The organism is Pseudothauera nasutitermitis, assembly GCF_004801295.1.
GTDB lineage: Bacteria > Pseudomonadota > Gammaproteobacteria > Burkholderiales > Rhodocyclaceae > Pseudothauera > Pseudothauera nasutitermitis.
The window spans coordinates 638,433-659,737 of record NZ_SSOC01000003.1; the positions used below are offsets into that span (position 1 = coordinate 638,433).

23 protein-coding genes are annotated in these 21,305 nt (G+C 66.7%); 5 read left to right on the plus strand and 18 right to left on the minus strand.

Annotation, left to right across the window (positions count from 1 at the left end; all coding sequences use genetic code 11):
• Both E6C76_RS10310 and E6C76_RS10315 read right to left on the minus strand, forming a co-directional pair.
• Positions 1-1,755 (minus strand): autotransporter assembly complex protein TamA, encoded by a 1,755-nt coding sequence (locus tag E6C76_RS10310; protein WP_408003477.1) that lies wholly within the window; start codon positions 1,753-1,755, stop codon positions 1-3.
• Positions 1,739-2,740: a class 1 fructose-bisphosphatase gene (locus tag E6C76_RS10315; protein WP_136348124.1), complete on the minus strand. Its 1,002-nt coding sequence runs from the start codon at positions 2,738-2,740 to the stop codon at positions 1,739-1,741. Before E6C76_RS10315 ends, E6C76_RS10310 begins: the two co-directional genes overlap by 17 nt.
• 169 nt (positions 2,741-2,909) lie before the next feature.
• Here E6C76_RS10315 and E6C76_RS10320 point away from each other — a divergent pair, with 169 nt between their 5' ends.
• On the plus strand, positions 2,910-4,169 hold the full coding sequence (locus E6C76_RS10320) for a D-amino acid dehydrogenase (RefSeq protein WP_136348125.1): 1,260 nt from the start codon (positions 2,910-2,912) through the stop codon (positions 4,167-4,169).
• Between the two features lie 18 nt (positions 4,170-4,187).
• On the opposite strand, the gene E6C76_RS10325 is transcribed toward E6C76_RS10320, so the two are convergent.
• The 6 genes from E6C76_RS10325 to petA all read right to left on the minus strand — a co-directional run bounded on the left by E6C76_RS10325 (position 4,188) and on the right by petA (position 8,679).
• Positions 4,188-4,673 (minus strand): hemerythrin domain-containing protein, encoded by a 486-nt coding sequence (locus tag E6C76_RS10325; RefSeq protein WP_136348126.1) that lies wholly within the window; start codon positions 4,671-4,673, stop codon positions 4,188-4,190.
• 134 nt (positions 4,674-4,807) lie between these two features.
• A complete protein-coding gene (locus tag E6C76_RS10330; RefSeq protein ID WP_136348127.1) occupies positions 4,808-5,281 on the minus strand; it encodes a ClpXP protease specificity-enhancing factor in 474 nt (157 codons plus the stop codon).
• Between the two features lie 56 nt (positions 5,282-5,337).
• Positions 5,338-5,934: a glutathione S-transferase N-terminal domain-containing protein gene (locus E6C76_RS10335; protein ID WP_136348128.1), complete on the minus strand. Its 597-nt coding sequence runs from the start codon at positions 5,932-5,934 to the stop codon at positions 5,338-5,340.
• Between the two features lie 109 nt (positions 5,935-6,043).
• On the minus strand, positions 6,044-6,799 hold the full coding sequence (locus tag E6C76_RS10340; RefSeq protein WP_136348129.1) for a cytochrome c1: 756 nt from the start codon (positions 6,797-6,799) through the stop codon (positions 6,044-6,046).
• Positions 6,796-8,082 carry a cytochrome b gene (locus E6C76_RS10345; RefSeq protein WP_136348130.1) on the minus strand — a complete coding sequence of 429 codons (1,287 nt, stop codon included), beginning with the start codon at positions 8,080-8,082 and terminating at the stop codon, positions 6,796-6,798. The genes E6C76_RS10340 and E6C76_RS10345 overlap by 4 nt, the downstream gene beginning before the upstream one ends.
• A 3-nt stretch (positions 8,083-8,085) precedes the next feature.
• The gene (gene petA / locus E6C76_RS10350) at positions 8,086-8,679 is read right to left on the minus strand and encodes a ubiquinol-cytochrome c reductase iron-sulfur subunit (RefSeq protein ID WP_136348131.1); all 594 of its coding nucleotides are present in this window, start codon (positions 8,677-8,679) and stop codon (positions 8,086-8,088) included.
• A 507-nt stretch (positions 8,680-9,186) separates the two neighbouring features.
• Between petA and E6C76_RS10355 the strand changes: the two genes are divergently transcribed.
• The 4 genes from E6C76_RS10355 (at position 9,187) to E6C76_RS10370 (ending at position 12,702) form a co-directional block, all read left to right on the plus strand.
• The gene (locus E6C76_RS10355) at positions 9,187-9,648 is read left to right on the plus strand and encodes a winged helix-turn-helix domain-containing protein (RefSeq protein ID WP_230976224.1); all 462 of its coding nucleotides are present in this window, start codon (positions 9,187-9,189) and stop codon (positions 9,646-9,648) included.
• Positions 9,642-11,327, plus strand: coding sequence for a sigma 54-interacting transcriptional regulator (locus E6C76_RS22565; protein WP_211090177.1), 1,686 nt, complete (start codon positions 9,642-9,644; stop codon positions 11,325-11,327). The genes E6C76_RS10355 and E6C76_RS22565 overlap by 7 nt, the downstream gene beginning before the upstream one ends.
• A gap of 184 nt (positions 11,328-11,511) precedes the next feature.
• Complete coding sequence (locus E6C76_RS10365) at positions 11,512-11,787, plus strand: NifU family protein (RefSeq protein ID WP_136348132.1); 276 nt, start codon at positions 11,512-11,514, stop codon at positions 11,785-11,787.
• 90 nt (positions 11,788-11,877) lie between these two features.
• Entirely contained in the window at positions 11,878-12,702 is an 825-nt protein-coding gene (locus E6C76_RS10370) for an NAD(+)--dinitrogen-reductase ADP-D-ribosyltransferase (RefSeq protein ID WP_136348133.1), read from the plus strand.
• A gap of 15 nt (positions 12,703-12,717) precedes the next feature.
• On the opposite strand, the gene E6C76_RS10375 is transcribed toward E6C76_RS10370, so the two are convergent.
• The 10 genes from E6C76_RS10375 to E6C76_RS10420 form a co-directional block, all read right to left on the minus strand.
• On the minus strand, positions 12,718-13,218 hold the full coding sequence (locus tag E6C76_RS10375; protein ID WP_211090178.1) for a pyridoxamine 5'-phosphate oxidase family protein: 501 nt from the start codon (positions 13,216-13,218) through the stop codon (positions 12,718-12,720).
• A gap of 53 nt (positions 13,219-13,271) precedes the next feature.
• The gene (locus tag E6C76_RS10380) at positions 13,272-13,823 is read right to left on the minus strand and encodes a gamma-glutamylcyclotransferase family protein (protein ID WP_136348134.1); all 552 of its coding nucleotides are present in this window, start codon (positions 13,821-13,823) and stop codon (positions 13,272-13,274) included.
• Positions 13,824-13,827: 4 nt separating this feature from the next.
• Positions 13,828-14,637: a Fe-only nitrogenase accessory protein AnfO gene (anfO, locus tag E6C76_RS10385; protein ID WP_136348135.1), complete on the minus strand. Its 810-nt coding sequence runs from the start codon at positions 14,635-14,637 to the stop codon at positions 13,828-13,830.
• Between the two features lie 62 nt (positions 14,638-14,699).
• Positions 14,700-16,088 carry a Fe-only nitrogenase subunit beta gene (gene anfK, locus E6C76_RS10390; RefSeq protein ID WP_136348136.1) on the minus strand — a complete coding sequence of 463 codons (1,389 nt, stop codon included), beginning with the start codon at positions 16,086-16,088 and terminating at the stop codon, positions 14,700-14,702.
• A 10-nt stretch (positions 16,089-16,098) separates the two neighbouring features.
• Complete coding sequence (anfG, locus tag E6C76_RS10395) at positions 16,099-16,524, minus strand: Fe-only nitrogenase subunit delta (protein WP_136348137.1); 426 nt, start codon at positions 16,522-16,524, stop codon at positions 16,099-16,101.
• An 11-nt stretch (positions 16,525-16,535) separates the two neighbouring features.
• Positions 16,536-18,110: a nitrogenase iron-iron protein, alpha chain gene (gene anfD, locus E6C76_RS10400; RefSeq protein ID WP_136348138.1), complete on the minus strand. Its 1,575-nt coding sequence runs from the start codon at positions 18,108-18,110 to the stop codon at positions 16,536-16,538.
• 73 nt (positions 18,111-18,183) lie between these two features.
• On the minus strand, positions 18,184-19,011 hold the full coding sequence (gene nifH, locus E6C76_RS10405) for a nitrogenase iron protein (protein WP_136348139.1): 828 nt from the start codon (positions 19,009-19,011) through the stop codon (positions 18,184-18,186).
• A 575-nt stretch (positions 19,012-19,586) separates the two neighbouring features.
• The gene (gene recR / locus E6C76_RS10410) at positions 19,587-20,183 is read right to left on the minus strand and encodes a recombination mediator RecR (protein WP_136348140.1); all 597 of its coding nucleotides are present in this window, start codon (positions 20,181-20,183) and stop codon (positions 19,587-19,589) included.
• Between the two features lie 13 nt (positions 20,184-20,196).
• Positions 20,197-20,520 carry a YbaB/EbfC family nucleoid-associated protein gene (locus tag E6C76_RS10415; RefSeq protein ID WP_136348141.1) on the minus strand — a complete coding sequence of 108 codons (324 nt, stop codon included), beginning with the start codon at positions 20,518-20,520 and terminating at the stop codon, positions 20,197-20,199.
• Positions 20,521-20,560: 40 nt separating this feature from the next.
• Positions 20,561-21,305, minus strand: a 745-nt coding sequence (locus E6C76_RS10420) for a DNA polymerase III subunit gamma/tau C-terminal domain-containing protein (RefSeq protein ID WP_331000012.1), incomplete at its 5' end; no start/stop codon positions are given.

A 21,305-nucleotide genomic window follows, 5' to 3' on the forward strand; every position in this document is an offset into this window, starting at 1 on the left:
TCAGAAGGCGATGGCGATGCCGAAATGCAGGCGCAGCGAACGCTCCTCGCGCCCCCAGGCCAGGTCCAGGGCGAGCGGCCCGGCCGGACTGGCCCAGCGCCCACCGATGCCGTAGCCCACCTTGGGCGACCAGTCGCTGCGGCTGTCCGCCGCGTCGCCGGTATCGACGAAGGCGGCCACCGCCCAATCCGGCCGGAACCAATGTACGTACTCCACGCTGCCCACCGCCAGATAGCGCCCGCCCACGGTGGCTTCGCCTTCGCTCACGCCCAGGCTCTGGTAGGCATAGCCGCGCACGCTCTGCGCGCCGCCGGTGCGGAACAGGAAGTCCTGCGGCACGCCGTCGCGGCTGGGCGCGATGGTGGTGCCCAGTTCGCCGCGCAGGATCAGCACGTCGGTGCCGCGCACCGGCTGGTAGCGCACGTAGCGCCCGTACAGGCGGAGGAAGTCCTGATCGGACAGCAGCGCGCGCGAACCGCCACCGGCCTGGATCTCCAGCACATAGCCGTCGCGCGGATCGAGCAGGTTGTCCACCGCGCGCTTGCGCCAGGTCCAGTTGGCGCTCAGCGTGTTGGCGCTGCTGGCCTCGGCGCCGTCCGGTTCGCGGCGCTCGTGCTGCAGGCGCAGGGCGATCTGCGTGTCGATGTCGCCGCGCGTGGTGGCGCGCGCCACGCCCACCGCCTGGGTGGTCAGGCGCAGGCCCTGCAGGTCGCTGCGTTCCAGCGCGCCGCCGAAACTGTCGCGATGGCGGGCGCGCTCGGGCGGCAGGAAGACGTCGGCGTAGAGCGACTGGCGGCGCTGCTCCAGACGCAGGCCGCTGTACAGTTCCCAGCCGCGTCCGAACAGATTCACGTCGGCGTAGCTCACCTCGCCGCGATAGCCGGTGTTGGTGGAATAGCCGGTACCGAAACCGAAGCGCTTGGGCTGCGCCTCGCTGACCTCGACGCGCACCGGCACCGCCCCGGCGGTGGCCGGATCGCGGTCGATATCGACGATCACCGAGGCGAACTGCGGTGCGTTCTGCAGGGTGCTCTGCAGATCGAGCAGGCGGTCGCGGTCGTAGGGTTCGCCCTCTTCCAGCGTGCTGTAGCGCGCGGGCAGATCGGCCGGCAGATCGCGCAGGCCGCTCACCTGCAGCGGACCCAGGCGGAAAGGCGGGCCGGAATCGACGGTCACCGACAGGGCCGCGCTGGCGTTTTCCGGGTCGACCTCGGCGCGGCTGGCCGACAGCCGCGCGGCGGCGTAGTCGCGTGCCGACACGGCGTCGAGCAGACGGCTCTTGGCATCGTCCCAGGCGGCCTGGCGGAAGGCCTGCCCGACGGGCAGCGCCCAGTCGCGCCGCAAGGCCTCGCGCCGGGCCGCGCGCCCGTCTTCCCCGCCGGCCAGATCGCCTTCGAAATCCACACGCACCGAGGCGATGCGCACGCGCGGCCCCGGCTCGACGCTGAGCCGCCAGCCCTGCCCTTCTCCCCGGCGCAGGCTGATCTCGGGTTCGAAATACCCCTCGGTGGCCAGCAGATCGGCCACCTCGCGGCGGGTACGGCGTGACAGCGCCACGCGGTCGGCGGCGGCCTCCGGCATCTGCGCGTCGCCGCGCAGGATGCGCAGATGGCGTTCGAGCAGCGCGCGCACGGAATCGGGCGCCTGCAGCTCGACCTGCGCGCGGGCCTGCGCCTGCGCAGCAGCGGCAGGCAGCAGCAGGACGGCCGCCGCGAACGCGGAGAGCAGCGCGCGCCGCTCAAGCTTCGCGGTGATAGGCGGCAACCCGCTCGACCTCGTTGAGCGAGCCGAGGATCACCGGCACGCGCTGGTGCAGCTTCTGCGGCACCACGTCGAGAATGCGCTGGTGCCCGGTGGTCGCGGCACCGCCGGCCTGCTCGATGATCATCGCCATCGGGTTGGCCTCGTACATCAGCCGCAGCTTGCCGCCCTTGGCGCGACACTTCTCGTCCATCGGGTACATGAAGATGCCGCCGCGGGTGAGGATGCGGTGCACGTCGGCCACCATCGAGGCCACCCAGCGGGTATTGAAGTCGCGCCCGCGCGGGCCGCCCTCGCCTTGCTGCAGTTCGGCCACGTAGCGCTGCACCGGCGCTTCCCAGAAACGCTGGTTGGAGGCGTTGATGGCGTACTCGCTGGTGTCCACCGGCACGGTCATGAACGGGTTGGTGTAGACGAAGCTGCCCATCTCGCGGTCCAGCGTGAACCCATGCACACCGTTGCCCACGGTCAGCACCAGCATCGTGGACGGGCCGTACAGCGCGTAGCCGGCGGCCACCTGTTCGGTGCCGGGCTGCAGGAAGGCGCTTTCGTCCGGTTCCGTCCCGGCCGCCGTGTTGCGCAGCACCGAGAAGATGGTGCCGACGGAAATGTTCACGTCGATGTTGGACGAGCCGTCGAGCGGATCGAACAGCAGCAGGTAGCCGCCCTTGGGATAGTCGAAGGGGATCTGGTGCACTTCCTCGACCTCTTCCGAGGCCATCGCCGCCAGGTGGCCGCCCCATTCGTTGGCCTGCAGCAGGATCTCGTTGGCGATCACGTCGAGCTTCTTCTGCGCCTCGCCCTGCACGTTGTCGGTACCGGCCTCGCCCAGCACGCCCGCCAGCGCGCCCTTGGAGACGTTGACCGAAATGGCCTTCACCGCGCGGGCCACCACCTCGATCAGCAGGCGCAGATCGGCGGAGGTGCGGCCGGCGCGCTGCTGCTCGATGAGAAACTGGGTCAGAGTGACGCGACGCATGGCTGGACACCTTTGGAATCGGTTTGCAAAGGCGGATTATCCCGCTTCCAGCCGCCGCACGCACCTGCGGCGTTGCTCACCGCGGGCCGATCGGGCGGCGTCGCGCCCGCCGCAGCGGGTATCATTCCTCTTCTCTCCCCCTCGCTCCCATGCAAGCTGCGGTATTCCCATGCACGTCCTGGTTCTCGGCGCCGGCGTCACCGGCGTCACCACCGCCTGGTATCTGCGCAAGGCGGGTTTCGATGTCAGCGTTGTCGACCGCCAGCCGGAGGCCGGGCTGGAAACCAGCTACGCCAACGGCGGGCAGATCTCGGTCAGCCACCCCGAACCCTGGGCCAATCCCGCGGCCCCCTTCATCGCCCTGCGCTGGCTGGGGCGCAGCGACGGCCCGCTGCTGTTCCGTCCGCGCCGCGACCCCGCCCAGTGGCGCTGGGCACTGGCCTTCCTGCGCGAATGCCTGCCCGCCCGCAGCCGGCGCAACACCGAGGCGATCGCCAATCTCGCGGTCTACAGCGCGGCGCAGTTGCGCGGCCTGCGCGAGGAACTCGGTCTGGGCTACGAGTTCCTCGGGCGCGGCATCCTGCATCTGTTCTTCGACGAACGCGAGTTCCGCAAGGCGGACGAACGGGTCGCCCTGCTGGCGCAGCACGGCATCCGCGCCAGGGTATGCAGCCGGGCCGAAATGCTGGCGCTGGAGCCGGCGCTCGGCACGATGGCCGCCGAACTGGCCGGCGGCATCCATGCGCCGGACGACGAGTCCGGCGATGCCTTCCGCTTCACCCAGGCGCTGGCGCAGAAGTGCCGGGAAGCCGGGGTGCGCTTCTACTACCACACCCGCATCCTGCGTCTGGCGCACACCGGCGGCCTGATCGACGGCATCGAGGTGCAGGACGAGGCCGGACGCAGCGGCCGGCTCAGCGCCGGCGCCTACGTGGTCTGCCTGGGCAGCTACAGCCCGGCGCTGGTCGCGCCGCTGGGCGAGCGCCTGCCCATCTATCCGGTCAAGGGCTATTCGATCACCGTGCCGGTGGCGGACCCGGCGCGCGCGCCGAGCGTGAGCCTGACCGACGAATCGGCGCGCATCGTGTGTTCCCGCCTGGGCAACCGCCTGCGCATCGCCGGCACGGCGGAGCTGAACGGCTTCGACACCTCGGTGGACCCGCAGCGCGGGCAGAACATCCTGCGCTGGCTGGAACGGCGCCTGCCGGGCGCGGCGCAGCCGGAAAAGGCCAGCCTGTGGGCCGGCCTGCGCCCCGCCACACCGGGCAACGTGCCGATCATCGGCAAGAGCGGATGTGTGAACCTCTGGTACAACACCGGCCACGGCACCCTGGGCTGGACCCTGGCCTGCGGTTCCGCGGCGGCGCTGGCCAGCCTGATGGGCGGGCAGCGCCCCGAACCGCGCTTCCCGTTCGCCGGACGGCGCTGAACGGAAGGGTATCGGCGCTCAGGCCGCCTCGTCGGTGGCCAGGGTCGCGCAGGAACAGCCGCCCCCGGTCTGGCTCCCGCAGCCACCCTGGGCGTCCGCGCGGAAGCTTTCGCTCTCGGTATCGAAGCCCACCGACTGGAGGTGGAAGGCCAGCGCGGCATCCATGCCGCCGGCGTGATTCTCGAACCAGGCCGGCAGTTCCTCCACCAGGCGCCGGCCGAGGAAGACGTCGCCGCGCGCCGCACGTTCGCGCACGTCGCGCAGCACCACCAGCACGCGGTCGTGCTCGGCGCGATGGCAGCCGGGAAAATTCACCTTCTCCATCCAGCGGTTTTCCTGGTCGAAGTGCTCGACCGTATGGGCGATGAAGGCGTCCAGGCGCTCGATGAAGGCATCCGGGGGCGCGGCCTGCAGCAGGTTGTACAGTTCGACGAACTCGCGGTGCGTGTCGTCCATCCGCGCCAGTCCGAGTTCGAACCGTTCGGTCCATTCCATCGCGGGCATCTGTGTTCTCCTGCCTGTTCAATGCATCAGGCGGGTCTGCACAACCCGCCCGGCGTCATGGTTATAGGCGCACGCCGCACCGGCCGCCATGATCCGGGTCAAAATTCTCCCGGCGGCGGGCCCGCGGGCCCTGCCTACTTGACGACCTTGAGGTGGCCGCCGCGGGCGGCGGGACGTCCGCCGCCGGACGTTCCGGGACCGTCGTCCTCCGGCCCGGCCACGCCGCCGTCGGTCGTCAGCGGCGCGCCCATCTCGGGCACTTCTTCCTCGCCGGCCGGCTCCCCAGCGATCTCCGCGCGCTCGATCTCGAAGGCCATGCCCTGGCCGTTCTCGCGCGCATAGACGGCCAGCACGTTATCGACCGGGATCCCCACCGACTGGGCCACGCCGCCGAAGCGCGCCTGGAAGGTGATGCGCTCGTTGCCCAGGGAAAGCTGATGGGTGGCCTGCGGATCGATGTTGAGGACGATCTGCCCGTCGCGCGCCGCGCCCGGGGGCACCAGCGTGTCGCCATCGACCACGGCGGCCAGGTAGGGCGTGAAACCCTGGTCGACGCACCATTCGTAGATGGCGCGGATCAGGTAGGGCTTGGTGGAGGCAGTGCTCATTGCGGTACGACCTGCTCTGTGTGCGCGGCCCCTTTGCAGGCGCCGCGCGGGACGGATCAGCGGCGCATGACCTTTTCGGACGGGGTCAGCGCATCGATGAAGCCCTGGCGGCTGAAGATGCGCTCGGCGTACTTCATCAGCGGCGCGGCGGCCTTCGGCAGTTCGATGTTGTAGTGCTCCAGGCGCCACAGTAGCGGCGCGATGGCCACGTCGAGCATGGAGAACTCCTCACCGAGCATGAACTTCTGCTTGGTGAAGATCGGTGCCAGTTGCACGAGCTGGTCGCGCACGTGGGCACGGTTCTTCTCCACGCCCTTCTGGTTCTTTTCCAGCGCGTCGATGTGGGAGAACAGCTCCAGCTCAAAGGTGTGCAGCAGCTGGCGGGCGCGCGCGCGCATGATCGGATCGGGCGGCATCAGCTGCGGGTGCGGGAAGCGCTCGTCGATGTACTCGTTGATGATGTTGGATTCGTACAGGACGAGATCGCGGTCGACCAGCACCGGCACGCGGTTGTAGGGATTGATGACGGCGATGTCTTCGGGCTTGTTGTAGAGATCGACGTCGATCACCTCGAAGTCCATGCCCTTTTCGAAGAGCACGATCCGGCAGCGGTGGCTGAACGGATCGGTGGTGCCGGAATACAGGTTCATCATGGTGAGGACAACTCCGCAATACAAAACAAAAGCGCACCACGCGGCATTTCGCGTGGTGCGTCTGGAAGGATCGGAACGGACTAGGCCTCGCGGCCGGTCACGCTCTGGATCAATGAATATCCTTCCAGTAGTTCTTCTTCAGCGCATAGCTCAGCACGAACAGGCCAGCCAGGAAGGCCAGCACGAACAGGCCGATCGTCTTGCGCTTTTCCGCCACTGGCTCGCCCATCCATACCAGGAAGGACACCAGGTCGGCCACCGACTTGTCGTACTCGGCGGCGCTCAGCTTGCCGGGCTTGGCCAGGCTGAGTTCGACCGTCTTGCCGCCGTGGCCGTCATCGGTGACCGTGGCGGTCTGGTCGCCCTGCAGCTCCCACAGCACGTGCGGCATGCCGACGTTCTCGAACACCACGTTGTTCCAGCCGGTCGGACGGGATTCGTCGCGATAGAACTGGCGCAGGTAGGTGTACAGCCAGTCGGCGCCGCTGCCGAACTCGGAAGCGCGCTGGCGGGCGATCAGGGTGAGATCGGGCACCGCGGTGCCGAACCACACCTTGGCGTCCGCCGGACGCATGGAGACCTTCATCAGGTCGCCGACGCGCTCGCCGGTGAACAGCAGGTTGTCGCGGATCAGCTGCTCGGACAAGCCGATGTTCTCCAGCTGGTTGTAGCGCATGAAGCTCGCGCCGTGACAGTTCAGACAGTAATTGACGAACAGCTTGGCGCCATGCTGCAGGGAAGCCAGGTCCTTGCTCACCGGGGCGCGGTCCAGGTGCAGCTCGGCACCGGCCGCCAGCGCGAGCGCCGGGGCGAACAGCACCACCGCCACTGCGCGCTTGATCAGGTTGAGTACACGCGTCTTCATTTGAAATTCACCCTTTCCGGTTCGGGTTTGCACTTGTCGATCTTGCTGTACCACGGCATCAGGAGGAAGAAGGCGAAGTACAGCACCGAGCACAGCTGGGCGATCGGCGCGCCCGGCAGGACGCCGAAGAACTTGTACTCGGGCGGCTTCACGCCGAGGTAGCCGAGGATGACGAAGGAGATCACGAAGATCACCACGGCGATCTTGAAGACCGGGCCCTTGTAGCGGATCGACTTGACCGGGCTGCGGTCCAGCCAGGGCAGGAAGGCGATGATGACCACCGACGCGCCCATGGCGACCACGCCCCAGAACTTGGCGTCCAGCCCGAACAGCGGGTAGGTGACCGCGCGCAGGATGGAGTAGAACGGGGTGAAGTACCACACCGGCGCGATGTGCGGCGGGGTCTTCAGCGGGTCGGCCGGAATGAAGTTGTTGAATTCCAGGAAGTAGCCGCCGGCTTCCGGCGCGAAGAACACCACCGCGCTGAAGAAGAACAGGAAGACCACCACGCCGACGATGTCCTTCACCGTGTAGTACGGGTGGAAGGGGATGCCGTCCAGCGGGATGCCGTCCGCGCCCTTTTTCTTCTTGATCTCCACGCCGTCCGGGTTGTTGGAGCCGACTTCGTGCAGCGCGATGATGTGCGCGGCGACCAGGCCGATCAGCACCAGCGGCACGGCGATGACGTGGAAGGAGAAGAAGCGGTTCAGCGTGGCGTCGGAGATCACGTAGTCGCCGCGAATGACCAGCGACAGGTCCGGACCGATCACCGGGATCGCGGAGAACAGGTTGATGATCACCTGCGCACCCCAGTAGGACATCTGCCCCCAGGGCAGCAGATAGCCCATGAAGGCCTCGGCCATCAGCGCCAAGAAGATCAGCGTGCCGAAGATCCAGATCAGCTCGCGCGGCTTGCGGTAGGAACCGTAGAGCAGACCGCGGAACATGTGCAGGTACACCACCACGAAGAACGCCGAGGCGCCGGTGGAGTGCAGGTAGCGGATCAGCCAGCCGCCCGGCACTTCGCGCATGATGTACTCGACGCTGGCGAAGGCCACCGGGATGCCTGCGGCGTTGAGCGTGCCGTCCGGCTTGTAGTGCATCACCAAGAAGATGCCGGTGACGATCTGGATCACCAGCACCAGCAGGGCCAGCGAGCCGAAGAAGTACCAGAAGTTGAAGTTCTTGGGCGCGTAGTACTCGGACAGGTGCGCCTTCCAGGTGGACGTGAGCGGGAAGCGCTCGTCGATCCAGTTCAGCAAAGCCTGAGATTTGGTGGTCATCGCTTAGGCCTTTCCGTCGTCGCCGATGAGAAGAACGGTATCCGCCAGATACTGATGCGGCGGCACCTCGAGGTTGTCCGGCGCGGGCATGCTGCGATAGACGCGGCCGGCCAGGTCGAACAGCGAACCGTGGCAGGGGCACAGGAAGCCGCCGGACCACTCGGCGCCCAGCCCGCTCTCGTTGCCGGTCTTGAACCTCTCGGACGGCGAACAGCCCAGGTGGGTGCAGATGCCGACCGTCACCAGGTATTCCGGCTTGATCGAGCGGTACTTGTTCTTGGCGTATTCCGGCTGCATCGGCCGGTCGGACTCGGGGTCCGACACCACGGCGTCGGTCTTCTCCAGCGACGCCAGCATTTCCTCGGTGCGGCGCAGGATCCACACCGGCTTGCCGCGCCACTCCACCGTCATCATCTCGCCCGGCGCGAGTTTGCTCACGTCGGCTTCCACCGGCGCGCCCGCCGCCTTCGCGCGTTCGGACGGCGTCAGGCTGGCGACGAACGGCACCGCCGTCGCCACAGCGGCCACGCCACCCGCTGCCGACGTGGCGAGCAGCAGGTTGCGGCGACCGCAGTCCATCTTTTGATCAACGCTCATGACCTCTTCCCTGAAAGGAAAACCAAAGACCCGGATACAAAAAAACCGTGGAATTATAGCCAAAACCCCGCAGCAGAAAAAGCTTATGAGGCCGATTCCCGCGCGAATCAAGGCTTTTCAGGATACGGGCAGGCACCCGGCGCAGGCCCAATGCCGCGCCGCAACAGGGGTTCCACGCGACACCCGGCCCATCCGCTCCATTGACCCATGCGGGCGGCCCGCGGCAGGCCGGCATCCCCCAGCCCCCGCTCCGCGTTTGGTACCGGCCGGAATACCGCCGCACGGACAGGAACGAAAGCCGGCGCCCCATCCCTGCCGAACAGGGCATTTGATATACACATCACTACAAATAATGCCGAAAAAAAGGGGAACGCCAAAGCCGGCACGATTCATGCAACTGATTGTGCAAAAAGAGAATATTCTCACAAGAAGGGACAGAGAGCACTACTATTTATATACCTGATGCCATCAATAAACCGTCCGCCCATGATCTGTCAGGAGCCCGCGATGAACATGCACAGCGCACCACGACCCAGCCTGCGTGGGCGGGTCTTGCTGGAGACCGACCTGGGCGCATTGCTCGACGACACCCGGATCCGCCTGCTCGAAGCGATCGATACCGCGGGATCGTTGAGCGCCGCGGCACGCATCACGCCCCTTTCCTACAAGGCGGCCTGGGATGCGCTGGAGGCGATGAACCATGCGGCAGGCAGCCCCCTGACGGTCCGCATCACCGGAGGGCGGCGAGGCGGCGGGACGGCACTGACCGCGCACGGACGCTGCCTGATGGCGCTGTACCGCGCGGTCGAATGGGAATGCCAGGCTGCCGTGGGCGAACTTGTGCGACATCTCGAATGCGGGGGAGACGCCTGTAATTTCGGCAATCTGCTGCACCGCCCCCCACCTGGGCGCGCCACCGCCGGCCAGCCCGGGGCCGCCCCGGCGCTTGCCGGAAAAGGGGAATGCTGATGGAACGAGACGCCTCTGCACCCTCGACGCCGGCCAGGCACGCCAGCCTGCCCATCACGCCGGCGGACAAGACAGGCAGCCGTCTGTGCGAACTCGATCTGGGCGAATGCCGGACGGACTTCGTGCCCCTGCTCTACGAGATGAGCCGCCTGGCCACGGAAAGCGGCGATCTGGGGAACATGCTGCGCGTCCTGCTCGAACTGATGCAGCGCCACCTGAAGGTGGTCCGGGCGATGGTCAGCCTGTACGAACCGGACAGCGGACGCATCTTCATCCACGACAGCTTCGGGCTCACCGAGGAAGAGGCCGCGCGCGGTACCTACGCGCCTGGAGAGGGCGTCATCGGGCGCGTGGTCGAGTCCGGCCAGGCCGTGGTCGTACCGCGCATCGACGAGGAACCGGGCTTCCTGCACCGCGCCGCGCGCCGCGACCAGCCGGAGGAGCGCCGCCTGTCCTTCCTGTGCGTCCCCATCGTCCGCGCCAGCAAGGTGATGGGCACGATCAGCGCCGAACGCCTGTACGACAACCGCCGCCTGCTGCGCCTGGATACCGAGATTCTCGCCATCCTCGCCGCCACCACGGCCCAGGCCGTCGAACTGCATCTGCTGGAGCATGTGCACAAGGCCGCCCTCGAAGACGAAAACCGCCGCCTGCGCCGGGCGCTCGAGGCGCGTTTCAAGCCCGCCAACATCATCGGCAACTCCAAGGCCATGCAGGCGGTGTACCGGCTGATCGAGAAGGTCACCCGCTCCAAGACCACCGTACTGATCCTCGGCGAAAGCGGCGTGGGCAAGGAACTGGTCGCCAGCGCCATCCACTACAATAGCCCGAATGCGGCCGGCCCCTTCGTCAAGTTCAACTGCGCAGCCCTGCCCGAGAGCGTGATCGAGAGCGAACTGTTCGGCCACGAGCGCGGCGCGTTCACCGGGGCCATGGCCCGCCGCCAGGGACGCTTCGAGGAGGCCCACGGCGGCACGATCTTCCTGGACGAAGTCGGCGAACTGTCGCTGCCGATGCAGGCCAAGCTGCTGCGCGTGCTGCAGGAGAAGAGTTTCGAACGCGTGGGCGGCAATACCACGCTGCGGGTGGATCTGCGCATCCTCGCCGCAACCAACCGCGACCTGGGGGCCATGGTGGCCCAGGGCAGATTCCGCGAAGACCTGTACTACCGGCTCAATGTGTTTCCGATCACCATCCCGCCGCTGCGCGAGCGCGGCAGCGACGTCATCGCGCTGGCGGATCACTTCGTCGCGCACTTCTCCTCGGTGATGGGCACCGCCGTGCATCGCATCTCCACCCCCGCGCTGAACATGCTCACCTGTTATCACTGGCCGGGCAACGTGCGCGAACTGGAGAACGTCATCGAGCGCGCCATGCTGCTCGCCGAAAACGGCGTGATCCACGGCTACAACCTGCCCCCCTCGCTGCAGTCGCCGCTGGTTGCGGAAACCTCGACGGAAGGCAGCCTGGAGATGCGCCTGAACGCAATCGAATACGAGATGGTCATCGAAGCCCTGAAGGCCAACCAGGGCAACATGACGATGGCCGCGGAGCAACTCGGCCTGACCCGACGCACGCTCGGCCTGCGCATGTCCAAGTACAAGCTGAGCTACCAGGATTTCCGCGACTCGGCGAAACGCAGGGAGGCAGGGGCGGACACCGGCGGGGGCAGAAAGTGACCGGAATGATCAATCCATGTGGCGGAGCGTACCGAACGGAACGTTTCTCGAAGCAGGCGCCGCGGCAGATGCGGCACTTTTCCCCTTGCAGGGGTGGCGAACCGCCTGGCATGCGCCTTGCTGACCGCTCTGCAGACCGATCCTCATCCGTCCCGCCGGACGAAACGCCGCGCGCCCTCATCCAATGACCACGACCACTCCACACACCATCCGGGCCGTTCCGCTGCAACCCGCCGACCTGCCCGTCATCGAACAGGTGCTCGCCGGCATCCGCCCGCGCATCCAGGCCGACGGCGGCGACATCGAGCTGCACAGCGCGAGCGGCGACACGGTGGTCGTCCGTATGCAGGGCAAATGCATGGGCTGCATCCAGTCCGGTGAAACCCTGGGGGCCATCCGCCGCCAGTTGATGCATGCGCTGGGCAAGGCAGTGCGGGTGATTCCGGCGCTCGAGCGCTGAGCCATCCGTTCCATGCGGCCGCGCCGCCCGCGGAATGCGCATGCCGCCGACATGGCCGGCAAGCCACGCCCGCGGCACTGACGGGCGGCCATGCACGAATACGAACCGCTGCGCTGGTACACCACCAATCTGGTCGGTGTGCCGGCGCCCCTCCTCGCCTCCACCGCCTTCAACACCCACCCGCGCACGCTGAACATCCACGGCACGCGGGAAAGCCATCCGGGCCTGTTCCGCCTGCTCGCCGCCAGCCGGGACCAGCAGTCCGCGGCGGAAATCTTCGGGCACTACATGGCGCTGCAGTTCGACCTCGCCGATCCGCGCAGGGAACCGGCCGAAGCCGGCCACCGCAGCAGCAGCTACGTGGAACTGCTGAAAGGCTGGGCGTTCGACGCCAGCAGCCCGCAGGCGGCGGTGCTCAAGGGATGGGTGGAAAGCCGCTTCGGCCTGGTGCCGATGTATCACGGCGAGCGCCTGGCCCGCTTTCCGTCGGCCGCATGGGTGCGCTATCTGGAAGAGAAGTACCACAGCCGCTTCCACAACAACTGCATCAGCCTGCAGCTCGACGCGCTGTACGAATATTGCCAGTGGAGCCTGGCGCGCTTCGGCCGGCCCGGCGTGCGCCACCTGAAGCTGTGGCGCGGCAGCAACGACTGCGAGGCGCAGTTGTTGCGCGGCACCCTGCGCGGCGGACGCTGCGTGATGCGGCTGAACAATCTCGTCTCGTTCAGCCGGTCGCCGCAGACGGCGGAAAGCTTCGGCGACTGGCTGCTCGAGGTGCGCGTGCCGCGCGTGAAACTGCTGTGCTTTCCCGGCCTGCTCGGCAGCCGCGTGCTGCGCAGCGAGGGTGAGTACCTGGTGATCGGCGGCGACTACACGGTACGCACCCATCGTGGCTGGATGGAAACCGGGGCCTGATGGGCGCGAGGCCCGTCAGCCCCCGCCGGTGCCGTGCTGCTTGCCCTTCACGCTGTCGATGTCGATGCGCACGACCAGGGTACGGTCGAGGTTCGCCACCGGATACTCGAACGCCCGGTTGGTGAAGCGTGCGACGATCAGGTCGAGTGCGCGGATCTTCTCCGCGCGGTCGCCGACGAAGCGCGTGCGCCCCAGGCCGATGACCGTGCGATGGCGCGCCTCGAAGTCACAGATCATCTCGTCCTCGATGATGCCGTGGTCGATGCTGACCTCGAAGCACACCAGGTCGTTGCGCTTCATGATCTCCACCTTGCTGCCTTGCGGCGCGGAGTGGAAGTACAGCGCCTGGCCGTCATAAGCGTAGAACACCGGGACGAGGAAGGGGACATTGCCGTCCGTCAGCGCGATGCGCATCAGGCGGGCGGCGCCGAGGATGGCGTCGATCTCCTTGCGGTCCTTGATTTCACGCGCCTCGCGGCGCATCGGGCCATGCGGATTCGAGAGAGTGCTTTCCATGGAGAGGTTTCCTGAACGAAATCGTGGGAATGCCGGATGCGGCGGACGGATACTCACCCGCAGGAGGCGCAAGGATCGCCGCCCGCGATCTTCAATGGGTCGAACAGCGTCTGGCGGGGCACGGCAAACGCCGCGCGGCGGCTGGGAAGCGACTGCAGATGCGCGGCGTAGGCCGCGGGCAGGCCGCGCAGGCGAGCCCCTTCGACCAGCACGCGCAGATACTCCGTGCTGGGCAGGGCGGGATCGCCGAGCACGTCGCGTACGTGCAGCAGCACGGAATGCTCTCGCCCATCCAGATCGACGACCTCGGCGGGCGACAGGAAATAGAGTCCGCCGCCGTCCTCGCGCACGCCGAGTGCTGCGTCCAGCCGCTGCGCGTCGAGCGCCGACAGCGCATACACCACGCCCCACACCTCGCCCCCGGCGCACGGCGCCAGCGCTTCCTCGCCACCGTCCCAGACCTGGGACTGCCCGTGGAAGACCAGTCCGTGGCCGCCCAGACGGGCCACTGCCACCGCTTCCGGCGCGGCGCAGCAGGTCGCCATGCGCTCGGGGTGCATCAGCACGCCATACACGAAGTACAACTGCTTGCCGGACGAATCCATCGCATCACCCCTTTCCAGGCACGCCGACCGGCTGCCAGTCGGCCACTTCGACCCTGTCCGCGGCGGGCAGACGCCGGCGTTCCCTGTCGCGCGGGCAGGGCAGGCACAGCGCCGGACCGGCGCCCAGCAGGCCCGCCTTGCGCGCGCGCCCTTCCGGCGTGTGCCGGGTGTAGACGGTCACCTTCACGCCCACGCCGGACGAATCCACCGCCTCGGACTCCGCGCTCAGGTCCAGGCGCTCCATCTCCCAGGCCATCCATTTCGGGATGTGGTCGCAGACGATCTCCAGCTTGCGGAACTGCCCGCGCTCCAGGAAGGGAATGAGGATCTGGCGCGAGGTGGGCGTGGGCACGTACTTCAGCGCCTCGGCCAGATCGATCCAGAAACAGCCGGGTTCGGCATCGCTCAACTGCACCGGGGCCGGCACGGGCCTGCTGGCCAGCGCGACGATGTCGTAGCGCTTGCTGGCGGCCTGCTCCGCTTCCTTGCGCGCCACGGTGTCCAGTTGCGCGAGCAACGGACCTTCCGACTTCCAGATCCGGTAGCCCAGTTCTTCCTGGAACACCGAGTACGGCATGCCGCGCACGCTGCCCGACAGCAGCACCTTGCTGTCCTCCATGTGCGCCGCCGCCCCGTGCAGGGCGGCCTTGACCGCCTGCAGGGGCATGTCCTCGCTGATTTCCAGAGCGACGTCGTGCAGCACGCGCCAGCCCTGGCGGCCGTTCTCTTCCGTCTGTTCGTACAGGCGCAGGCGGCCGGGCTCGTACAGGCTGGCCGGTTCGCCCCGCGCATTCACGTGCGCCGTGATCTTCATGCGTTTCCCCGCGGCATGCGCCGCCGCGCCGGGGGCCCTGGCCCCGCGGCGCGGCCGGACGCTCACCAGACGTTGAGGATCCACTCCTTGTTCTTCTTGTATTCCATGTCGGTGAACAAGGCGTTGGCCATCTGCTCGGCGAGCCAGGTCGCCCCCTCGTAGCCCACCACCGGGTAGCGGTACATGCCCGCGCGGTCGTAGGTGGGGAAACCGACGCGCACCATCGGGATGTTGTTGTCGATGGCGACGAAGCGGCCCTTGGAATGGCCCAGGATCAGGTCGAGTTCGAGACCCTTGTTCTTGATGCGGTCTTCCAGGTCCCAGAAGTCGGCGTTGGTGACGACCTCCATGTCCCAATCGACGTTTTCCTTCATCGCCAGCAGACGCGGGTCGTTCTTGTAGCGCACGTTGTCGTCGCCGAGCAGGAGCAGCACCGGCTTCATTTCCAGGTCGATGCAGAATTCGGCGAGGCCGATCACCAGATCCGGATTGCCGTAGATCGCCACCTTCTTCTCGGCCAGGAACATGTGGGTGACGTCGGTCAGCGCATCGAGGGCGACCGCGCGCTCGCGCACCAGCGACGGCGGGATCGGCTTGCCGGTCATCTTCTTCAGGTTCTGCAGGAAACTGTCGGTGTTGCGGATGCCGATCGGCGTCGGGCCGATGACCGCCGGAATCTTGTACTCCTCCTGCAGCCACTCCGCGGCCTTGGCACCCTCGTAGCGGTTCAGCGCGATGGTGCCGAAGGCATTGGCGGTGCTGCGCAGGTCGTCGATGGTGGTGCCGCCGTGGGAGATCGCGTTGCCGTCGGGCATCAAGGGCGAATCGAAGCTCTCGATCTCGAACAGCACCGTGGCATCCACGTCCATTTCCTTGAGCAGGTGCTTGAGCGCCTTGACGTCGCCGGGGTTCACCCAGCCGGTGATCAGGTTGATCTTGCCGTTGGGTTCGGTCGGCGTGGCGAAGTACTTGACGAAGTCGCGCACCGCCACGTCGTAGCCGCTGATCATGCTGCCGACGAAGCTGGGCGTGTGGATGGCGATCAGGTGCACCTCGCGGTCCGCATACTTCTCCTTCAGCAGTCCGTCATTGAGCTTGCGGATCACCCCATCCACGTCATCGCCGATGACTTCGGTGGAACAGGTGGTGATGATGGGGATCACCTTGACGTCGGGATAGCGCGCGAGCAGCACATCCACACCCTCTTCCACCCGGCCGCAGGCGCCGAACACCGCGCCGTCCTCGTGCAGCGACGACGAGGCAAGTTCGAAGCTCTCCTTGTAGTGCTGGGAGAAGATCAGGCGCACGAACATCACGCAGCCCTGGCCGCCGTGCACCAGGCCGATGCAGTCCTTCACGCCGATGCTGACGAACTGGGCGCCGGCCGGCTGGCAGGTGAAGATCGGATTGATGGTGCCGACGCGGTCCTTTTCCTTGATTTCGCAGGTCATGGAGTTTTCCTCAGTAATTGACGACGGTGAGTTCCTGGTTCAGGGAGCCGTCGATGGTGAGCCAGTCCATGCGGGCGTTCAGCAACTGCATCAGCGCCTTGATGTCGTCCTTGGACAGGTCCGCCAGCCAGGGGCAGAGCTTGCGATAGGCACGCTCCAGCATCACCGCGTCCACCCAGTAGCACTTCTCCAAGGGGACGGAGACGTCCACCGGCTCGCCGCACAGCAGCTGGGCCGTCTTGCCGAGGATGCCGGCGTTCTGCTTGCGGCGGTCCCAGCCCCGGGAATTGAACTGCCACAGGCAGTTCTTCATGATGTAGTGCTCCAACACGGCGATCCGCTCCTTGGTCAGCGGATCCGCGTCGGCCACGGGATTGCTGGTATAGACCTTCTGGTACTTGCGTTCCGCCATGTTCTTGATCTTGTGGTTCGCCATTTCGCGGCTCCTTATTCAGCGACGGCTTCGGTGCCAGCTTCGGCGCGCGGGAATTCCGGGTAGGTCTTCTCGCGCAGCGCACTGACGCTGTCGTACTTGCCGGTGTATTCGCGCAGTTCGGTCGACTTGCGGATCTCCTCGGGCAGCCCCTCATCGGAGATCATGCGGCGGGTCTGGAAGCCCTTGCCGGCGTCGATCTCGTCCTTGCTGATGTCGATCAGCGAGAGCTTGTGGATCGGCGAATGGATGGCGTTGTAGATGTCGCGGGCGAAGCGCACCCAGCCCTCGAAGCCCTTGTAGGGGCCGTTGTGGTAGGCGTGGGCGTTGAGATAGGGCACGTTCACCTTCTTGGCCATCTCGCCGGGCCGCTTGCCGGTGAAGATGACGTCGGGCTTGAGCATGTCGAGGGCTTCGAGGCCTTCCAGCTCGTTCGGGTCGTCGATCGCCAGCGCGCCCTCGCCGCAGCGCGAGACGCCCTTTTCCATGTCGCCCTGGTGGCCGAACTTGGTGTAGACCGAGACCACCTTGACGCCCATCTCTTCCTGGATGGCGTGGGCCCAGTGCCACAGCTTGGAGCCGCCCGGCCACAGGCACACCTTCTTGCCGCGCAGGCGCTCCTTGTACCAGTCCAGCTCCGGCTGCCAGCGGGCAATTTCTTCCTGGATGATGGCCTCGGCACGCTCCTCGATGCCGAAGAACAGGCCGATCTTGCGCAGCGAGTCGGCCAGCGGCTTGAAGCCGAAGCCGTCGATGTCCAGGCGCGGGATGCCGTAGCGTTCGCGCAGTTCATCGCAGATGTACTCGGCCGAACGGGCGCATTCGAGCACGTTCAGGTGGGCGCGGTGCATGCCGCGCAGGTCGTCGTAGGAGCCGTTGCCGGTGAAGGTGGACAGCACCTGGATGCCCATGCGCTTGAAGTAGTCGGTCATCACCTCCTGGTCGCCCTGGATGTTGTACTCGCCCACGTAGTTGATCACGTAGTCGCTGGTGATCTCGGGCTCCAGGGTGCCGACCTTCTGGTTGATCCAGGCGATGTTGATCTTGTGGTGGCCGCCGGACTGGCTGGGGCCGGCGAAGCCCGGCGAGTTGCACACGAAGATGTCGGTGCCCGGCATCTCTTCCATGACCTCCTGGGCGATGGCGTCGATGTCGTCGCCGATCAGCGCCGTGGCGCAGGTCTGGTAGATGGTCATGCGCTTGGTGTCCGGGAAGGCCTTGAAGGCTTCCACGATGTTCTGCTTGAGCAGCTTCTCGGCGCCGAAGACGATGTGCTTTTCCTTCACGTCGGTGGCGAAGGTGTACTTCAACTGGAAGTTGTCGTTGTCGCTGATGTAGCGCTTGGTCTGCCAGGTGTCGTAGGTGCAGCCCACGGGGCCGTGGCTGATGTGGATGACGTCCTTCATCGGCGTGCCGATGACGTGCTTGGCGCCGCAGTAGGCGCAGCCGCGCTCGGAAATGGAGCCGGGAATGGTGTTCAGATAGCCGAGCGGCAGGCAGGAGGTCAAATCCTCCCCTGCTCCTTTCATGACCGCATGCTGCTTGCGCTCGGGGATGACCTTGCTGACTTCGAATTCGTGGTAAGGCATGGTTCGACCTCCTGATGCCCGAATTGAAACGGAGTGGTGCTTGAAGCGGAATGGATGGACCTGAAGGGCCGGGTCAGTCGGCCAGGCCGTACTTGACCACCATGTTTTCAAGTTGATCCATGGTCAGGGGCTTCGGAATCACGAACTCCTCGTTCTCGATGATCTTGCGCGCCAGCTCGCTGTATTCACGCGCCTGGTTTTCACCCGGGTCGAATTCGGTCACGGTCTTTTTATTGAACTCGGCCTTCTGCACCACGTTGTCGCGGGGCACGAAATGAATCATCCGGGTCCCTAGGGCGGCGGTGAATTCCTGCATCAGTTCCAGTTCGCCATCCACGTTCCGGCTGTTGCAGATGATGCCGCCCAGGCGCACGCCACTTTGCTTGGCGTATTTCACCAGACCCTTGCAGATATTGTTGGCGGCATACACGGCCATCATTTCACCGGAAGCAACGATATACACCTCCTCGGCCTTGCCATCGCGGATCGGCATGGCGAAACCGCCGCACACCACGTCGCCCAGCACGTCGAAGAAGATGAAATCCAGGTCGTCGGTGTAGGCCCCGCTTTCTTCCATCAGATCGATGGCGGTGATCACCCCGCGGCCTGCACAGCCCACCCCGGGTTCCGGGCCGCCGGATTCGACGCAGCGGATGTCCTTGTAGCCGACCTTGATCACCATGTCGTTGGTGACCTTTTCGGCGCCGTGGTCGCGCAGCACGTCCATCAGGGTTTCCTGGGGCTTGCCGCCGAGGATCAGGCGGGTGGAGTCCGCCTTGGGATCGCAGCCGTGGATGAAGATCTTCTTGTCGTGGAAATGGGCCAGCGCGGCGGCCGTGTTCTGCGTGGTGGTGGACTTGCCGATACCACCCTTGCCGTAAATCGCAACCTTGCGTGTCATGACGGAATCCTCTGATAGAAATGAAGCGACTCTGGGTCTTCCGACCACCGGCACGAGTTCTTTCGGCCATCGGCACCGGGATCGATGTGAAGCAGACCTGCGCGGCAGTCCAATCGCAGAAAGCGTGCCAAGGGGAGCCGCGGGCCGGCAATTGCGGCTGTCGGGCCATCGCCCACCCATGCGGGGGCGTCAAAAGCGCTCGGGCGGGAACGTTCCGGGTTGAATCCGGGCGGATTCCTTACGAATCCGTACAAAAGCGCCTTTCCCGGGAAAAGAGGCGGGAAACCCCTTGAACGGCCACCCGGGCGGAAATGTTCGGAAACCGGGGATGGCAAGCCGGGATGTACACGGATGTACCTTGCGGGGACGGCGGCCGCGCCTCATCCGCGGACGTGCCGGCGCACCGTCATCGGCCGGACGGCGTACGAATCCGGAAAGGCAATCAGGGAGGCGAGCGCCGCGCAGCAGGCGGCGTCACACCGGCCAGGCGGGCGACGGCCCGGCACGCAACGATGCCGTATCCCGGCGCGCAGACCACGGCTTTCGCGGGCTGCGCTTCCTGGAGAAAGGTTGAATCAGAAGGTTCGGCGCTCGACCAGCGCCTGGGCCACCGTGCCGGCGTCGACGTGTTCCAGTTCGCCGCCCACCGGCACGCCGCGCGACAGGCGGCTGACCTTCAGCCCGCGTGCGCCGAGCAGTTCGGCCACGGTGTGCGCGGTGGCCTCGCCCTCGTTGGTGAAGTTGGTGGCCAGGATGACTTCCTCGACCACGCCGTCGGTGGCGCGCGCGATCAGCTTGTCGAGCTTGAGTTCGCGCGGGCCGATGCCGTCGAGCGGCGACAGGCGGCCCATCAGCACGTAGTACAGGCCGTCGAAGGCATGGGTGTGCTCGATCACCGCGAGGTCGGCGGGCATCTCCACCACGCACAGCTGGCGGGCGTCGCGCCGGGGGTTGGCGCAGCGCGCGCAGACGTCGGTCTCGCTGAAGGTGTTGCAGCGCTCGCAGTGGCGCAGCACATCCAGCGCGCGCCCCATGGCGTGCGCCAGCCGCGCCGCGCCGCGCTGGTCGCGCTGCAGCAGATGGTAGGCCATGCGCTGCGCCGAGCGCGGACCGACACCGGGCAGGCAGCGCAGGGCGTCGATCAGCTCGTCGAGGCTGGAAGGCGAGGACATGGCCCGGCGCCGTTCAGAACGGCAGCTTCATGCCCGGCGGCAGATTGAGCCCGGCGGTGAAGCCGGCCATCTTCTCCTGGGTGGTGATTTCCACCTTGCGCACCGCGTCGTTGAGCGCGGCGGCCACCAGGTCTTCGAGCATTTCCTTGTCGTCCATCACCGAATCGTCGATGGTGACGCGGCGCACGTCATGCTTGCAGGTCATCAGCACCTTGACCATGCCGGCGCCGGCCTGGCCCTCGACTTCCACGGAGCCGAGCTGGTCCTGCATCTTCTTCATGTTTTCCTGCATCTGCTGGGCCTGCTTCATCAGGCCGGCAATACCGCCTTTCATCATGTCGTCGTTCTCCGCGTGTGAATGGTGGGAATCGGGGAAATCAGAGCGGACGCACCGTCTCTTCGAGCAGCGTGGCGTCGAAGCGTTCGATCAGTTCGCGCACGAAGGGGTCGGCCTCCAGCGCGGCGACGGCCTGCACGTGCCTCGCCCGCTTCTCCGCCTGGTCGCGCTGGGCCGGCGTGGCGTCGGCGATCTCGCCGATGTCCACCCGGATGCGCAGTGCGCGGCCCAGATGCGCGCCGAGCGCTTCCTGCAGGCGCTCGGCGCCGGCCGGGGTCATGTCGAGCAGGTGGCGATGCGCGCTGGACAGGCGCAGGCGCACCTGGCCGTCCTGCTCGCCCAGCCATTCGCAGTGCTGCGCCAGTTCGCGCACCATGCCGCCGAGGCCAAGCTCACGCAGCAGGGCGTGCCAGGCCTCGTTGCCGTCCGGCAGTCCCGCCGGGACAGCGGATCGGACCGCCGGCGCGGCGGGGGGCGCCTCGACGCGCGCGGGTTCGGCCGCCACGGGCGCAGGCGCGGGACGCGCAGCCGGCTCGGCGGACAGCCCCTCGAAAGCCTCCGGCGGCAGGTCTTCCCACGGCGGCACATCGGCGGTCTCGCGCGGGGTTTCGGCCACGGGGGCCGCAACGGCCGCTTCCGCCTGGGGAGCCTGCACCGCCGGCGTTGGGGCCGGTTCTTGCGCGCCGCCGGCGGCGGGTGCCGGTGACGGTGAATACTGCGGCGCGGGCTCGCGCACGCTCATGGGCGCCGCCGGGGGAGCGGCCGGCACGGCCTGTGGCGCGGGT